The sequence below is a fragment of the Paenibacillus paeoniae genome (assembly GCF_003388735.1).
Taxonomy (GTDB): domain Bacteria; phylum Bacillota; class Bacilli; order Paenibacillales; family Paenibacillaceae; genus Pristimantibacillus; species Pristimantibacillus paeoniae.
On record NZ_QUBQ01000007.1, the window covers coordinates 40,892 to 55,502 of the forward strand.

Below are 14,611 nucleotides of genomic sequence, written 5' to 3' on the forward strand. Positions count from 1 at the left end.
ACCCCTTATTTATACGCTGCTATTATTCATATACTACGCCAGCGTAATATTCAATAACATCCCGAAGCACCATGAAAAATTCCCCGTTTGTCATCGCAGTTTGATCCGTAATCTGATTGATGGTCTCCTGCTTCAGCCAGCCGTTATTCAAGAACTCGTCCACCGTGAGGGATTCAGCTTTTTCGTTATCCATTGCATTAGCAATCGTTTTGACAGCTTGGTCGAGTGTCAGTTTCTGTTCGGTCGGCGTATCCACGCCGGCAATAGCTACGGCAGGATCGCCGTGGAAATAGTCCGAATGCTGCTTCTTCACGCGATTCATGCTGTAGACAATGCGCTGCATATTGGATTTGCCATCAAGATCGTAAGCCATATTATCGTGGTTGCCGCTTGTCAGAAGCATGCTGACAGCTGCCACAAGGCCCTTGTATGCTTTATGTTTCATATAATAAGGCGTCTCAAAAGCATTCATCGAAAGTTCCATGCCTTGCTTGGTCAATCTGTCGCGAAGTTCCGCAATCAACTCCGTTGACTTCGACAGCTCTCGGAAGGTGATGTTGTGCTCCGCCGCCATCTTGGCAGCCAGTCCCGCCGCCTCAGCAGCGGCCATCCCAAGCGGGATGACACGTGCGCTGCCGTGCGGCAGCGAATCAAAGCTGGCTGCGCGTCCCACCACAAGCAGGCCGTCCACCTTCTGCGGAACTAAGCTGCGGAATGGTACACCGTATTGAAGCGGCGAATATAAGACAAAGCCGGTATCCGTATTGCTGGTCGCTTGAATATCGACATCGTATGAGCCATAGGCTACAGCATCCCAATGGTCGCGGTTCGCCATCAAGTCAGCCATCGTCAAGCGGTACTCCCCTTGAATATGTCTCGACTCGCGGACATACAGCTCATCGAATGTGTAAGCAAGCTCGAGGTTATTGAATTCCGCATACGTATCCTTCAAATATTGTACAATGCGCGGCGCTTCTGCCCGGCCTAGCTCAATAGCGGACTGCAAGCTGTCCGGATCAAGCGGATCGATTCCGAAGAGATGCATCGCATTAATGAGTATCGTATCGTCATTCTGACGTCCGACATTGAGTCCGCGAAGCTTCACCCGCTCGGGATCGCTGGATACATAGTTCGCAGCATCGTGGAAGCCCCATGCACTCATCGAATCAATATCCGTATTCGGAATCTTATCGAATGAATCCCAAACCTCTTGCGTTACGCCTTTTAATGCAAATACGAGTGTGACCGCCATCTGCGCATCAGGATCTCCAATGTCCGAGCGTCCCTGAGTGAACGGAGCGCCGGCTGCTGCCGCAAGGTCGCCGTCCTGCGTAGCGTCAATGACAGATGGAGCAGCGATGTCCAGGCTTGTCCCGTCTTCCTTCACAATGCGCAGACCTTTCACGACCTGATTGCCTTCTGTGCCTGGTTCTTCAAGAGGCACCATGGATTGGACCTTCATCAGCAAGTCAATATTATTCTCCGCCTTTACCATGCTATAGAACGCATTGGCAGCGGTATTCACATCGAAGGATGTGCCTTCGACTTTGTTATACCATTCCTGGAAGATGCCTTTGTTCAGAAAATTATGTTTGCCCGGAACGGAAGACTTCTTCGGCGAGTAGTTCAGATCAAGCGTATTCAGTCCGCCGACGGTCATAAGCCCGCCCAGTATTTCGCGATTTTTGCCTTCAACGAGAAGAACGCTCAGACCGTTCCTTGCTGCGGATATAGCAGCAGTGATGCCTTCTGGGTCAGTGCCGGCAATAATGACGTCATAGCTGTCCCGAACCTCTTCGATATAGGCAACCTTCATGAGCTCCTGTCTTTGGTTGGTATTAACCGTATCATTGGAGCGTACCCAGGCATAGCCAGCTGCAGCAGTAACGCCCAAGACAAGCACGGCGGATGTTGCGACAATCATCATTTTTTTCCTGTAAGGGGCAGGCTCGTTCGGAATTTGCAATCCTTTGCGAGGCACATTGCCGAACAGCACCCACGAAAACGGTACGAAACGCGAGACCAACGCTACGGTAATCCACGAAGCGACAAGCATAACTCCCCAGCTACCGAAATAGCTGAGATGCTCCATCCATGCCGCGCCGAATGTTGGCATGTAGCGATCATACAGCATCAGGAATAAGAGATGGATCAAATAGATGCCGAACGACAGCTGTCCCAGCCTGTACATGAACTTCGATATCCATTTTGGCATATGCCGGAAAATGAAGAACGAGAGCCCAATGACAACAAGAGCGGCAAAGAAGGAATGAAAATTCCATAAAAACTCATACAACAAGCCATGGTAGCGAGTTCCATAAGAACGTGCATTAAAGTATACGTTCACATGATATAGCGCCAGCCCCAGCCAGGCGCCGATCAACAGAACCCAAAAGAGGACGCGGCTGATCGTAGCGTTGTCCTTCGTCATCGCCAGCCACTGCTTGATTTTCGGGAAAAAGACGCCTATAAAGGCCCCTGTGAAGAAAAACGAGAAATACGAAAGCGCGAGGCTGCCCTTGTTCGCCAATTGCCAATCGTAGAAATTGAAGTAGACGAAAATCCATTGCAGGACGAAGCCTGCCGGCACAAAGCCGTACACGATGCGCGGCCAGCGCTGGGCCGCCCACAGGATCAATGGGAACAGCAGATAGAACTGAATGCTTATGTAGATAAAATATAAGTGCGAATAAACTCTGCCTTCCAGCAGTTTTTCAAAAAATTCTTTGAATGCATCTGTTGTCCACAGAGGCAAGTTGTTCGCCCATTTGATATAAATAAAATAAATAGCTGAAAAAAGGATGTAAGGCACGATGATGTAAAGTAATCGCTTCTTATAAAAGCTAGTGATAAGCTTCTTGTCCAGCGGACGCTCGTAATAGCTGTAGAACAGGACGAAGCTGCTAAGCAAAATAAAGGTTGGCGTGCCGTACTTCATGAAAATATTAATGAAATTATAAAAGAAGAAATAGGCAGATTCCTTCATGTAGACCGTAGCTGCAGCGCTCGCATGCACCGACAGTACGCCGATAATCGCAATGGCTCGTACCAGTTGCAACTCGGGGATATGCTCTTTTTTTACAATGGATTGATTGGTCATGATCCTACCTTTCCTCTTACCGGTATTAGGGCCAAATCCTTTAAATGGTAACACTATCATATAGGAATTTGCAAGATTGCGAGAATGCAATTACACAATAAAAATAAAGACAATTGGCTGTTCATTCACCATAAAATAACGGCGGTCGCCATGAAGGCGCCGCCGCTTTTGGATTTTGCTTATGGATCTATCGTTCCTTGTCGAAAGCTTCTATCAGCTCCCTTGCCCGCTCAGTCTCTTTCTTAGGCACATGAATCCGTTTCAACGCACTTCCTTCAAAGGTAATTTTGGACTTGATGCCATGGCTTTTGAACAACGCCTGAAGCCGATCGATCACGTCGGCCCTTGAGCCTGTTTCCGTGCGCACTGCTACCCAACGATTGCCGAACAAACCCACCGTGTTTCACCTCCTATGCTGCGCTTTTAACCGCGCTTTTGTGGAGACTTCCTTCATATATATTCAGAATGATGATTCGCTCATGACTGCGATGGGTAAAATATTAATGGACCGTGGGCAGCGTATAATGAATAAGCGAGAAGCGGCATTCAAAACATAATGGGCAACGGGCTGTCATGTGCTTGACAACACCAACTGTAACTGATATTATTACAGTACAAAGCAGGGAGGCCCGCTTACCGTGAACAGTGAATTTACAATTGCCGTACACAGTCTCGTCTACTTGGCTTATTTACCAGAGAAGATGGCAAGCAGCGATATGATCTCTGATAATGTGGGCACGCATTCCGCTCGTGTCCGCAAGGTGATGAGCGCCCTGCGCAAGGGCGGTTTCGTGGAAACCAGGGAAGGCTCGGGAGGCGGTTACCGTCTAACGCTTGACCCGGATTCCGTTACGCTTGCAGACATTTATCGTGTCATGGCTCAAGGCTCGCTTATACCGAATTGGTGCTCTGGTAATCCAGAGATGGATTGCGTCGTGGGCTCCAATATGAATCAGGTCATGTTCGGCATCTTCTGCCAAGCGGAGAAACAACTGGAGGCGCACTTCAGCGACATCACGATCAGCGATGTTCTGAAGCAAATCCATGCTTGCTAGAAATTTTCTATTGGTGAGACGGGACTTCCCTTGATCATAAACCATGTCTTAGAGAGGATGATTGACAATGTCAGCAGTAGCATTGACAAAAGATAACTTTACACAAAGCGTAGAGAGTGGCGTATCCTTGGTTGACTTCTGGGCTCCTTGGTGCGGGCCTTGCAAAATGCAGCTTCCAATCGTAGAAGAGCTTGCAGGTGAGCTTGCAGGTCAAGCGACGATCGCAAAAATCAACGTGGATGAAGAGCCTGAGCTTGCGTCCCAATTCGGCGTAATGAGCATTCCAACGCTGATCCTGTTCAAAGACGGACAGCCTGTCGACAAAATGGTTGGGCTGCAAAGCAAAGACGCATTGAAAACAAAAATCTCCAACCAAATCTAAGCATAAAGTCCTTCACGGCAAGTGAAGGGATGGAACGCTACCGTACTAGCAGCATTAAGCTGCCTGAACGGTAGCGTTTTTTATTTCATTTTTATTTATACTGCAACCGTTTCACAGGAAAGCACGTTATAAATATGAATAAATTTACATTTGGTCAGGAGGAACATTCGTGAGCGTACGAATAAAGAAAGCATTGGCATTAAGCCTTACCACTGCAATGCTGGCAGGTCTATGCAGTATGCCTGTGGCATACGCCGACACTGCTCCAGGCAAATCGGCAACAACGGAAGCGGCTTCCGGCCATTCAACATCCGCAGAAACGAATAACAAGGACAGTGCGAAAGCTAAGGGTTCCATTGACAAGGCGCAAGCAGAGAAGCTTCTCAGACAATACATACGCATTCCAAGCGATTACAAGCTGCAGGGCTCCAACAGCACATCGATAAATAAGCAAAAGGGCTCCATCCCCGTGTGGGGAATGGAATTCGTAAAGACGGTAAACGGGAAGCGATTGGGATGGATCTATGCCTCCTTGGACGCCAACAGCGGACAACTGCTAAGCTTTGAATCCTCTACTGATGGGACGAACGTAAAGCCTGTATATCCACTTAAAGTGAATCGCGATGCAGCGCAGAAGCTGGCCGCCGATTTCATCGGTGAAATCGCTTCTGATTATGTCTCCAAAGTAAAATTTAATGAGGATGCCGGCGTTCGCGTACTGCCGCCTTTATCCGGAGAGGTGCGTCATGAGCTTCTTTATGACCGGATCGTGAACGGGATTCCTTATACGGATAACTACATTCAATTGTCGATCGACAGTGAAGGCCATGTGTTGCAATTCAGGCTGGAGTGGGACGACACGATTGTATTCCCGGCATCATCCAAGCCCATCTCCCTGGAGGACGCGTCGGTGAGCATCCGCAAGCATGCTTTGCCAGAACTGTCCTACTATATTCCTTACTCGGGACAGAAGAAAGAGCCTTTCCTGCAATATCAATTGCAGCCCGTAGTCATTAACGCAGAGACAGGGGAGCTCTTGCCCGCCAACGACTATATGTCGTTCAGCCGTCAGGAGTTATCGAATGTGCCTTTGACGGCGGAGCCGTCCGCTAAGCGCCCTGCACCTCTCTCAATCACCCAAGCGGAGGCTGCTGCTTCCGTAGAGAAGGCATTTGATCTTCCGCAGGAATACAAGCTGGAGAACGCAAGCTTCAGCGAATATGTCGATGAAGCAGATAAGTCGAGTGCAAGATGGAGTCTGGAGTGGAGCGCGAAGAAGGATGGCAAAGCTGCCGGATTCGCCCATGCGAGCGTTGATGGTCGTACAGGGGCCATCACGGAGTTCTATTCCTATCAGAATGTCAAAGGCGGGGAAGCGGCGGGAGGCGGAATTACGCTCGATAAGGCGGTGGAGCGTGCAACTGAAGTCATTAAGGGGCAGTTGCCTTGGCAGACGCATGAGCTATATCTCCAGAAGCCTTCCGAGGAACGCTACAAGGATCGTAAGCCTGAAGAAATTGGCTCCTACTATATCACGTTCCTTCGCAAGGTTCATGGTGCCGTCGTAACATATGATCATATTTCGGTTGGAATTAATGCTTTATCGGGAACCGTGGAGAACTATAGCGCCAATCTAACAGAATATAAGTATCCGGAGCAAGCTCCTTCAACGATTAACAATAGTGTAGTTTTGGATCGTTTCCTGGATTATTACACCATTCAGCTGACGTACCGATTGTTCTCGGAATACCGCTTTAAGGATCAAGCGATTTCAATTCAGAAATACCAGACGCTGTTGGCAGCAGGCGAGAGCGGCGCTGAAGAGATCAAGCAGCAATCAAGAGTGGAACTCGTCTATCGTCTTGTGCCTAAGCCGCGCTCGGAGAACGTTATGCTTGATGCGGTGACGGGGAACTGGCATAACAGAGAGACAGGCGAGCCGACACAGCTGGTCATACCGAAGCCGACAGATGCAGAAGGTCATTGGGCAGAGGAGTCGCTTGGTCTTATGGTTGCTTATAAGGCTTTAGACCTAATTGACGGCAAGGTGCGTCCGAATGCAGCAATAACCCGGGGCGAGCTGATCAAAATGCTGGTGCTGGCCAGAAGCGAAGGTCGCCAGTATGCCTATGAAACGGCTTCTGTCACTGCAATGAGCAAGGCTTCCTTCAAAGATGTGGCGGCGGGTTCGGCCTACTTCGCCTACGTGGAAAGCGCTCTGCAGCAAAACCTGATTGATCTGGGAGACGGTTCGTTCAATCCGAACGCTGCCGTATCTCGCGATGAGATGGCAGAGCTGATCGTAAGGGCGCTGGGATATAATTCGCTGGCCAATTACGATCATATCTTCAAGGCGAGCTTCAAAGACAGCAAGGATATCGCCAATACAGGGCAGGCTGCTATTGTCGTGGGCTTGCGTATTATGAACTTGACGGACGGCAAATTCCTGCCGAAGAAGCAGGTGACAAGAGCCGAAGCATCCATTGCCTTCTTTCGCTATTTGCAAAAAAGGGCGGAGCTGCAGGAAGCGCCGCTTCGGATGTAAGGAGAATACAAGCAACAGAGAAGGCGATTCGCTTAGGCGAGTCGCCTCTTTTGCGGTCTCTCAAATTTTCCCCCTATTTTAGAGAAATGTACCCCTAAAGGTCATAGGAATGTCCCCCCTGTAATTAGAGGAATGTCCCCCCGAAAACGCCCTCCAAGCCGTTGACGACCCAGTAGATATGTCCTAACATTTTGAGTGTAGGCCAAACAAAACCGGTGAAATGATCCGGCTGAGGTCCTAATAATACTAAGGGGGATTTTCGAAGTGAAGAAATCAGCATTGACTATCGTAAGCTTGCTACTCGTGATGACAATGTTCCTAGCTGCTTGCGGCGGTAATAAGCCTACCGATGGCGGCAAGGCAAGTAACACGCCTTCCAGCACACCGACAGAAACACAAGAACCATCCAAAGAGCCAGACCCTGTTAATCTTCGTGTATTCTCCACATTCGGCGGCACTGATGCAGCTCGCGAAGCTTTCCAAAAAGCGCTTGACGAGTTCACATCTGCTAACCCGCATGTGAAAATTGAAAACGACACCATGTCCGCAAACGATGACGGTTTCAGAACAAAAGTAAATACAGACATGACAAATGGCAACGAGCCTGACCTTCTGTTCTACTTCATCGGCACTGACGCTTCCGAAATTATCAAATCCGAAAAAGTCGTTCCTTTGGACGAAGTTCTGGATGCTGACCCAGAGTGGAAAAACGGTTTCGCTCCTGCAGCTCTAGAATTCGCTAAACACGAAGATGGCAAAACATATGCAATTCCTTTGACAGGTTTCTTCGAGGGTTTGCTTGTTAACAAAAAGATCTTCGCTGATAACGGCGTTGAGCTTCCTACTGATTGGGAAAAAATGAAAGCAGCGGTTTCTGGCCTGAAAGCAAAAGGCATCATTCCTTTGTCCGGTCCATTCGACCAATCCCATTACCTGCTCGAGCACTTCATTCTGGCAGCGGCTGGTTCCGAGAGCCAAAACAAAGGTCTGAAAGACGCAGTAGATCCAAACTGGGCTAAAGGCCTGGATGCTATGAAAGAACTATATGATCTAGGCGCATTCCCAGAGGACGCTGCAACAATCGATCTTGGTATGGCGGCGAACTACTACTCCGAAGGTCTGGCAGCTATGGTTCTAGAAGGATCGTGGGCAATCGGCGGTCTGTCCGACGAGACAAAAGCGAACACAACTGTTCTTCCTTTCCCTGCAGTTCCAGGCGGAGCAGGCACTGGCAAAGACGTGGTAGGCGGCTTCGGTACTGGTTTCTACGTATCGAAAGCAACTTATGACAACGCTGCTAAGAAAGACGCAACAATCGCATTGCTGAAACACCTGACTTCCCCAGCAACAATTAAAAACATCGCTACAGCTAACGGCGGTACGCCAGCAGCAGCGGGTGTTGAGCCAGAAGGCGTAACACAAGCTGTACTTGACGGATTCAAAATGGTATCGGAAGCAACTTCCGTTAACTCGCCAATTGACTCCAAAGTGACACCTGAAACATTCTCCGAGCTTCGTGCTAATGTTCAGCCTGTCGTAACAGGCAAGAAAACAGGAACTGAAGCGATTGATGCGGCTAAGAAAGTCGAAGACTCAGCTAAATAAGAGCGTTTCTAACTTGTAAGTAGTGCAAGGGAAAAATGATAGCCGCCGCCCCTCTGATTCAAGGGCGGCGTCATCATTTCCGAACCGTGCAGACGAAAAATAAACATCAAAGGTGATAAATGATGAAGGGCGATCGCAAGTATATCGTGATGTTTCTGTTGCCGGCGGCAGCATTTATGTCAGTGTTCCTGTACTATCCGTTCTTTAAGAGCTTATTTCTAAGTTTCTTCCGAACACAAGGCTTTTCGACAAAAACGTATGTCGGCCTGGATAACTATGTCCGCATGTTTTCAGACAATTTACTTGGCGCCGCCACCCTTCATACATTGGAATTAATGTTTTATGTTATCGTGTTCCAGGTGGGTATTGCGCTGTTTCTGGCAGTCTTGGTCGACAACATTACTTGGGGCAAAGGCTTCTTCCGAACGGTATTTTTCTTCCCGGTTGTTATTTCGGGTACAGCTATTGCATTACTGTTTGTATTGTTCTACAACTTTCAATTCGGCTTGCTTAACACGATTTTGCAAAATTTCGGTTTCTCCAAGGTTAACTGGCTGAGCGAAAGCATGGCCCTAAAAGCTGTAGCCATTCCAACGGTATGGCATTACGTCGGCTTCTATTTCGTACTCTTCCTAACGGCTATGTCCAAAATTCCATCTGACTTTTATGAAGCGGCCAAGCTGGAAGGGATTACAGGTGTGAAAAAGACATTCCTGTTGACCATTCCGCTTATTATGAGTGATATCAAGGTGGTCATTACGCTGGCGATTACGGGCACGATGAAAGTGTTCGAATTCATTTACATCTTGACAAGAGGCGCGAATGGAACGGAAGTACTCGGTACTTACATATTTAAGAAAGCGATTGTAGACCGGAACTTTGGATATGGTTCGACGATTGCAATCTATATCGTAGTGTTCGGCGTACTTTTGTCACTGCTCGCGAACCGACTTCTGAAAAGAGATGAAATCACATACTAAGCTGGTATTAGGGGTGTACGTTTATGCAACAATTAGCAAGAGGAGACCAAAAAATTAACACTGTGAAAACAAGGAGAAAAATCAACATTAGCCTCGGCTCCTTTCTTTCCTACCTAGTGTTGTTCGGATGGTCCTTATCGACCATATACGCGATGTTCTGGATTGTGAACAACTCGTTCAAAGTATCCCGCGACGTTATGAACAACTCTTTTAAAATCGCATTTGATCCTGTCATGGTTAACTATACAAATGCTTTCGACCGTGTCAACATCGGCAAAGGGTACTTAAACAGCTTGATCATGTCAGGCGGAACGGTGTTGCTTGTGCTTCTGTTCGGCGGTCTGGCTGCCTATGTTCTGTCGAGGTTTAATTTCCGCGGCAGAAGAGTACTGTTCTCTATCCTATATGCAAGCTTGCTTATTCCTGCATTTGCGACGGTCGTTCCTGTCTACGAGCTGCTGATCAAAACAAAATTGGTCAACACTTATTTTGGTTTGATGTTCCCTCATACAGCAGGCAACCTTACGTTCGCCATTTTGGTTTTGGCTGGCTATATGGCTACCATCCCGAAGGAACTGGAGGAAGCTGCCTTTATTGACGGATGTAATCGCTTCTCATTGTTTGTGAAAATATTATTGCCTATCTCCAGACCCGCGTTTGCGTCCGCAGCGATCTTCGTATTCCTGTGGTCGTATAATGATTTGTTCTCGGCGCTGATCTTTGTTAACAAAGAAGCGGTTCGCCCAATCGTATTGTTGCTGAGTGAGATCAGCTCACAATACGGCACGGACTTTGGCTTGATGGCAACGGCAGTCTCGCTGACCGTCGTTCCGGTATTGCTGGTGTACCTGTTTATTTCGAAGTACATTGAGAAGGGCCTGACAGAAGGCGCAGTAAAAGGGTAATCTTCAATATTCCTTACTCTCTAAAGGTCTGCTTGAACAATAAGTAACTCTACAGCCACGTTGTAACCGGTAAGGACCGGTTATGACGTGGCTGTATGAGTTGGCATGAATTGGTTAGAGAGGCATAGTCAATGGTCAGTCGGTTTTCTTCTTATTAGAGGAGAAGTTGGATGTGGACTTGGTATCTTTTACGGTGTCATTAACAAATGCCATATCCTGATTTTTGGCTTTCATGTTCGTTGTGCCTTTGTAGTTGTTCTTGTGGGATTGGTTTTCCATGGTTGTCACCTCCTGTTGCTTCATATGAATAGTATGGCCTTTGCGGAGAGGAGCATTCCAATGGAAGAAAGCGCTGCGATTCTCCTGCTTCTTTGTGCATTTGAGGTCCCGTGCAGCGGCGAGGGAGCCCGGATTGGCCTTAGCCCTTTCAAAGTGGAAGTCGCTAGGGTATAATGACGGGAGTTGTTTACTTTTCGGATAATAAGGAGTGTCTCATACATGGCTTTGAAAGCTGGAATTGTAGGTTTGCCCAATGTCGGCAAGTCGACTTTGTTTAATGCGATTACACAAGCGGGAGCGGAGTCGGCAAACTATCCGTTCTGTACGATCGATCCCAACGTAGGCGTTGTTGAAGTGCCGGACGAGCGTCTGGATAAACTGGTGGAACTGGTCGTGCCGAAGAGCATCGTGCCTACAGCATTTGAATTTGTAGATATTGCCGGACTTGTAGCTGGCGCAAGTAAAGGCGAAGGACTTGGCAACAAGTTCCTTGCACACATCCGTGAAGTAGATGCCATCGTGCATGTTGTACGCTGCTTCCAGGATGAGAACATTACGCATGTTGCAGGAAAAGTAGATCCAATCAGCGACATTACAACAATTAATCTGGAGCTGATTCTTGCCGATCTGGATACGGTAGAGAAGCGGATCGAGCGCTCGCGCAAAAACTTGAAGGGCGGCGACAAGAAGGTTGCTCAGGAAGTTGAAATACTGGAGCGTCTGAAAGAATCGCTATTTAACGATAAGCCGGCTCGCAGCCTCGAGCTGACTGATGACGAGAAACTGCTCCTGCGCGATCTTCATCTGCTGACGATGAAACCGGTATTGTATGCAACAAATGTGAGCGAAGAAGAAGCAGGCGGCACGGACGATAACGAATACGTACAGATCGTGCGCAAATTCGCTGCTGAAGAAGGTGCGGAAGTCGTACCAATCAGTGCGAAAGTGGAATCGGAGATTGCAGAGCTGGAAGGCGAAGACAAGGAAATGTTCCTGCAAGAGCTGGGCATGGCGGAATCGGGTCTTAATCGTCTGATCCGCGGTGCGTACAAGCTTCTTGGCTTGTATACGTATTTCACAGCTGGGGTACAAGAAGTGCGCGCTTGGACGATTCGCCAAGGGACGAAAGCGCCGCAAGCGGCAGGCGTCATCCACACCGACTTCGAGCGCGGCTTTATCCGTGCGGAAGTGGTATCGTTCGATGATTTGGCAGCGGCGGGTTCGATGGGCGTGGCTCGCGAGCGAGGACAGCTTCGTCTGGAAGGCAAAGAATATGTGGTGCGCGACGGTGACGTGATGCACTTCCGCTTCAATGTATAGAGTCTTACTTAGGCATTAAGTAGGCCAAGGAAATCGCTGTTAATGTCATACAAAGAGCGCGTGAGATGAACCTAAAGTTAGGCGCTCACGCGCTTTATTTGAATACATTTTCCACGATGTGGACAAGATGTGCACAGTATGTGGATGAACTGTGGATAAAATAGTGTGAGGTGGTTAAAACCTCATATCGATACACCTTTACGGTTGTGTTATAATATTGTATATCTTAATGGAATAAAACAGAGGTGAATAAACGTGTTTGACCGATTACAAGCACTCGCCGACCGATATGAGAAGCTAAGCGAGCTTCTATGCGATCCGGACGTATCCAGCGATCCGAAGCGGCTTAGAGATCTGTCCAAGGAGCAGTCCGATCTACAAGAGGCGCATGACGCCTATACGGAATATAAGCAGGTAACGGAGCAACTGGAAGACGCCAAGCTCATGCAAGGCGAGAAGATGGATGATGAGATGCGCGAGATGGTGAAGATGGAGATTGACGAGCTATCTGCGCGCAAGGCTGAGTTGGAAGAAATCATGCGTATTCTGTTACTGCCGAAGGACCCGAATGATGACAAGAACGTTATCGTGGAAATTCGCGGAGCGGCAGGCGGCGATGAAGCGGCTTTGTTCGCTTATGAATTGTATCGCATGTATACGAAGTTCGCAGATTCCCAAGGCTGGCGTGTAGAGCTGATGGAATTTACGGAGAATGACCTTGGCGGGTTCAAAGAGGTGATCTTCTCCATCAACGGCAAGGGCGCTTACAGCAAGCTGAAATACGAGAGCGGCGCGCATCGTGTACAGCGTATCCCGGTAACGGAGTCCGGCGGACGTATTCATACGTCTACCTCGACCGTTGCAGTTATGCCGGAAGTGGAAGAAGTCGAAATTGAAATATCGGACAAAGATATTCGAATCGATACCTTCTGCTCCAGCGGCGCAGGCGGACAATCCGTCAATACGACGAAATCCGCTGTTCGCGTGCTGCACGTGCCAACTGGTATTATGGCGACTTGCCAAGACGGCAAATCACAGAATGACAATAAGGCTAAGGCGCTTCAAGTGCTTCGCGCTCGTATCTACGACATCCGTCGTCAAGAAGAGGAAGCGAAGTATGCGGGTGAGCGTAAGAGCAAAGTGGGTACTGGCGACCGTAGTGAGCGGATTCGCACGTACAACTTCCCGCAAAGCCGTGTAACGGACCATCGCATTAACCTAACGTTGCATCGCTTGGATTCTGTCATGAACGGCGATATTGCCGACATTATTTCGTCGCTCACGATTGCAGAGCAAGCGGATATGATGGAACGCGAGTCGATGTAAAGAAATAAAAGGATATAACCATGCAGCATTTGCATGTCCCAGAGATGCCGGACTGTCGTGCGCTTTGCCTTGTGCAAGCGGCGGTGATCCGGCTTTCTGCTTATATTGGGCTGGACGAGGGAGAAGAGAAAATGGTAGATCCTATTAGGGCAGACGTAAGTTGGCATAGTCTGCCGATGACGCTCAGGGAAGCGCGCGACCGCGCCGGCGTATGGCTGGAGGGACAAGGCGTGGAGGATGGCCGCAGCCATGCAGAACGCCTGCTTCTGCATATGCTTGGGATTGACCGCGCGGCTTTGCTCATGGCCTGGCATAATTCATTCCCTGCCGATCAAGCTGAGACGTGGGAGTCGCTGGTGCGCCGCAGAGCGACAGGTGAGCCGCTGCAGTATGTGATCGGCGAAGAGTGGTTCTACGGACGTCCCTTTGCGGTGACGTCCGCCGTATTGATTCCGCGCCCCGAGACGGAGCTGCTCGTGGAAGCGGTATTGGCGGCCGCCGATCGGCTCTGGCCTCCGGCTGCCGAGACTGGCGCCGCGGTGCCGACGGTGGTCGACGTCGGCACCGGCAGCGGCGCCATTGCCGTGACGCTGTCAGCAGAGCGTCACGACTGGCGCGTATGCGCGTCCGATCTGTCGCCGGACGCGCTGGAAGTCGCCCGCGCGAATGCGGCCCGTCACGAGGTATCGGGCCGCATTTCATTCGCGCAGGGCGACCTGCTCGCGCCCTTCATTGCTTCAGGGCGCGGGGGCACTGCCGTCGATGGAGGCATACGCATCGACGTGCTTGTGTCCAATCCGCCGTATATACCGGCGGCGGATATGCCGGGCTTGCAGCGCGAGGTGCGGGATTATGAGCCGCACCTCGCGCTGGAGGGCGGGGCGGACGGGCTTGATCCGTACCGCCGAATGCTGGAGCAGCTGTCGCTGCTCACGTCCATGCCACGCATCGTGGCCTTCGAGCTCGGCATGGGCCAGCCTGTCATCGTTGCGGAGTTGATGCGCGAGCTGGGGGCTTGGGACGATATTCGCATCATTACCGATTACAATGGGATTGAACGGCATATTGTCGCAGTCCAATCTTCCATATAAATAATTGCCGTTGTAGAGGGCAA

General features: G+C 49.5%; 12 protein-coding genes. 9 read left to right on the forward strand and 3 right to left on the reverse strand.

Annotation, left to right across the window (positions count from 1 at the left end; genetic code table 11):
• Window positions 1–22 precede the first annotated feature (22 nt).
• Window positions 23–3,100, reverse strand: a complete 3,078-nt coding sequence (locus DX130_RS27135) for an FAD-dependent oxidoreductase (protein WP_240644675.1) — start codon at window positions 3,098–3,100, stop codon at window positions 23–25.
• Between the two features lie 187 nt (window positions 3,101–3,287).
• Window positions 3,288–3,497 carry a hypothetical protein gene (locus DX130_RS23510; protein WP_116049545.1) on the reverse strand — a complete coding sequence of 70 codons (210 nt, stop codon included), beginning with the start codon at window positions 3,495–3,497 and terminating at the stop codon, window positions 3,288–3,290.
• Window positions 3,498–3,738: 241 nt separating this feature from the next.
• Between DX130_RS23510 and DX130_RS23515 the strand changes: the two genes are divergently transcribed.
• The 6 genes from DX130_RS23515 to DX130_RS23540 all read left to right on the forward strand — a co-directional run bounded on the left by DX130_RS23515 (window position 3,739) and on the right by DX130_RS23540 (window position 10,572).
• Window positions 3,739–4,155 (forward strand): RrF2 family transcriptional regulator, encoded by a 417-nt coding sequence (locus DX130_RS23515; RefSeq protein WP_116049547.1) that lies wholly within the window; start codon window positions 3,739–3,741, stop codon window positions 4,153–4,155.
• 67 nt (window positions 4,156–4,222) lie between these two features.
• Window positions 4,223–4,537 (forward strand): thioredoxin, encoded by a 315-nt coding sequence (gene trxA, locus DX130_RS23520; protein WP_116049549.1) that lies wholly within the window; start codon window positions 4,223–4,225, stop codon window positions 4,535–4,537.
• 169 nt (window positions 4,538–4,706) lie between these two features.
• Window positions 4,707–7,082: an S-layer homology domain-containing protein gene (locus DX130_RS23525; RefSeq protein WP_116049551.1), complete on the forward strand. Its 2,376-nt coding sequence runs from the start codon at window positions 4,707–4,709 to the stop codon at window positions 7,080–7,082.
• Between the two features lie 264 nt (window positions 7,083–7,346).
• Window positions 7,347–8,687 (forward strand): ABC transporter substrate-binding protein, encoded by a 1,341-nt coding sequence (locus DX130_RS23530; protein ID WP_116049553.1) that lies wholly within the window; start codon window positions 7,347–7,349, stop codon window positions 8,685–8,687.
• 119 nt (window positions 8,688–8,806) lie between these two features.
• On the forward strand, window positions 8,807–9,667 hold the full coding sequence (locus DX130_RS23535) for a carbohydrate ABC transporter permease (protein WP_240644676.1): 861 nt from the start codon (window positions 8,807–8,809) through the stop codon (window positions 9,665–9,667).
• 23 nt (window positions 9,668–9,690) lie between these two features.
• Window positions 9,691–10,572 carry a carbohydrate ABC transporter permease gene (locus DX130_RS23540; protein WP_116049556.1) on the forward strand — a complete coding sequence of 294 codons (882 nt, stop codon included), beginning with the start codon at window positions 9,691–9,693 and terminating at the stop codon, window positions 10,570–10,572.
• Window positions 10,573–10,707: 135 nt separating this feature from the next.
• Here DX130_RS23540 and DX130_RS26620 read toward each other — a convergent pair whose 3' ends face one another.
• Window positions 10,708–10,851: a hypothetical protein gene (locus tag DX130_RS26620; RefSeq protein ID WP_165861432.1), complete on the reverse strand. Its 144-nt coding sequence runs from the start codon at window positions 10,849–10,851 to the stop codon at window positions 10,708–10,710.
• A gap of 219 nt (window positions 10,852–11,070) precedes the next feature.
• Between DX130_RS26620 and ychF the strand changes: the two genes are divergently transcribed.
• The 3 genes from ychF (at window position 11,071) to prmC (ending at window position 14,588) form a co-directional block, all read left to right on the forward strand.
• The gene (gene ychF, locus DX130_RS23545; RefSeq protein ID WP_116049557.1) at window positions 11,071–12,171 is read left to right on the forward strand and encodes a redox-regulated ATPase YchF; all 1,101 of its coding nucleotides are present in this window, start codon (window positions 11,071–11,073) and stop codon (window positions 12,169–12,171) included.
• 255 nt (window positions 12,172–12,426) lie between these two features.
• Window positions 12,427–13,497 carry a peptide chain release factor 1 gene (gene prfA / locus DX130_RS23550; RefSeq protein WP_116049559.1) on the forward strand — a complete coding sequence of 357 codons (1,071 nt, stop codon included), beginning with the start codon at window positions 12,427–12,429 and terminating at the stop codon, window positions 13,495–13,497.
• 131 nt (window positions 13,498–13,628) lie between these two features.
• Entirely contained in the window at window positions 13,629–14,588 is a 960-nt protein-coding gene (prmC, locus tag DX130_RS23555; protein ID WP_116049776.1) for a peptide chain release factor N(5)-glutamine methyltransferase, read from the forward strand.
• Window positions 14,589–14,611 lie beyond the last annotated feature (23 nt).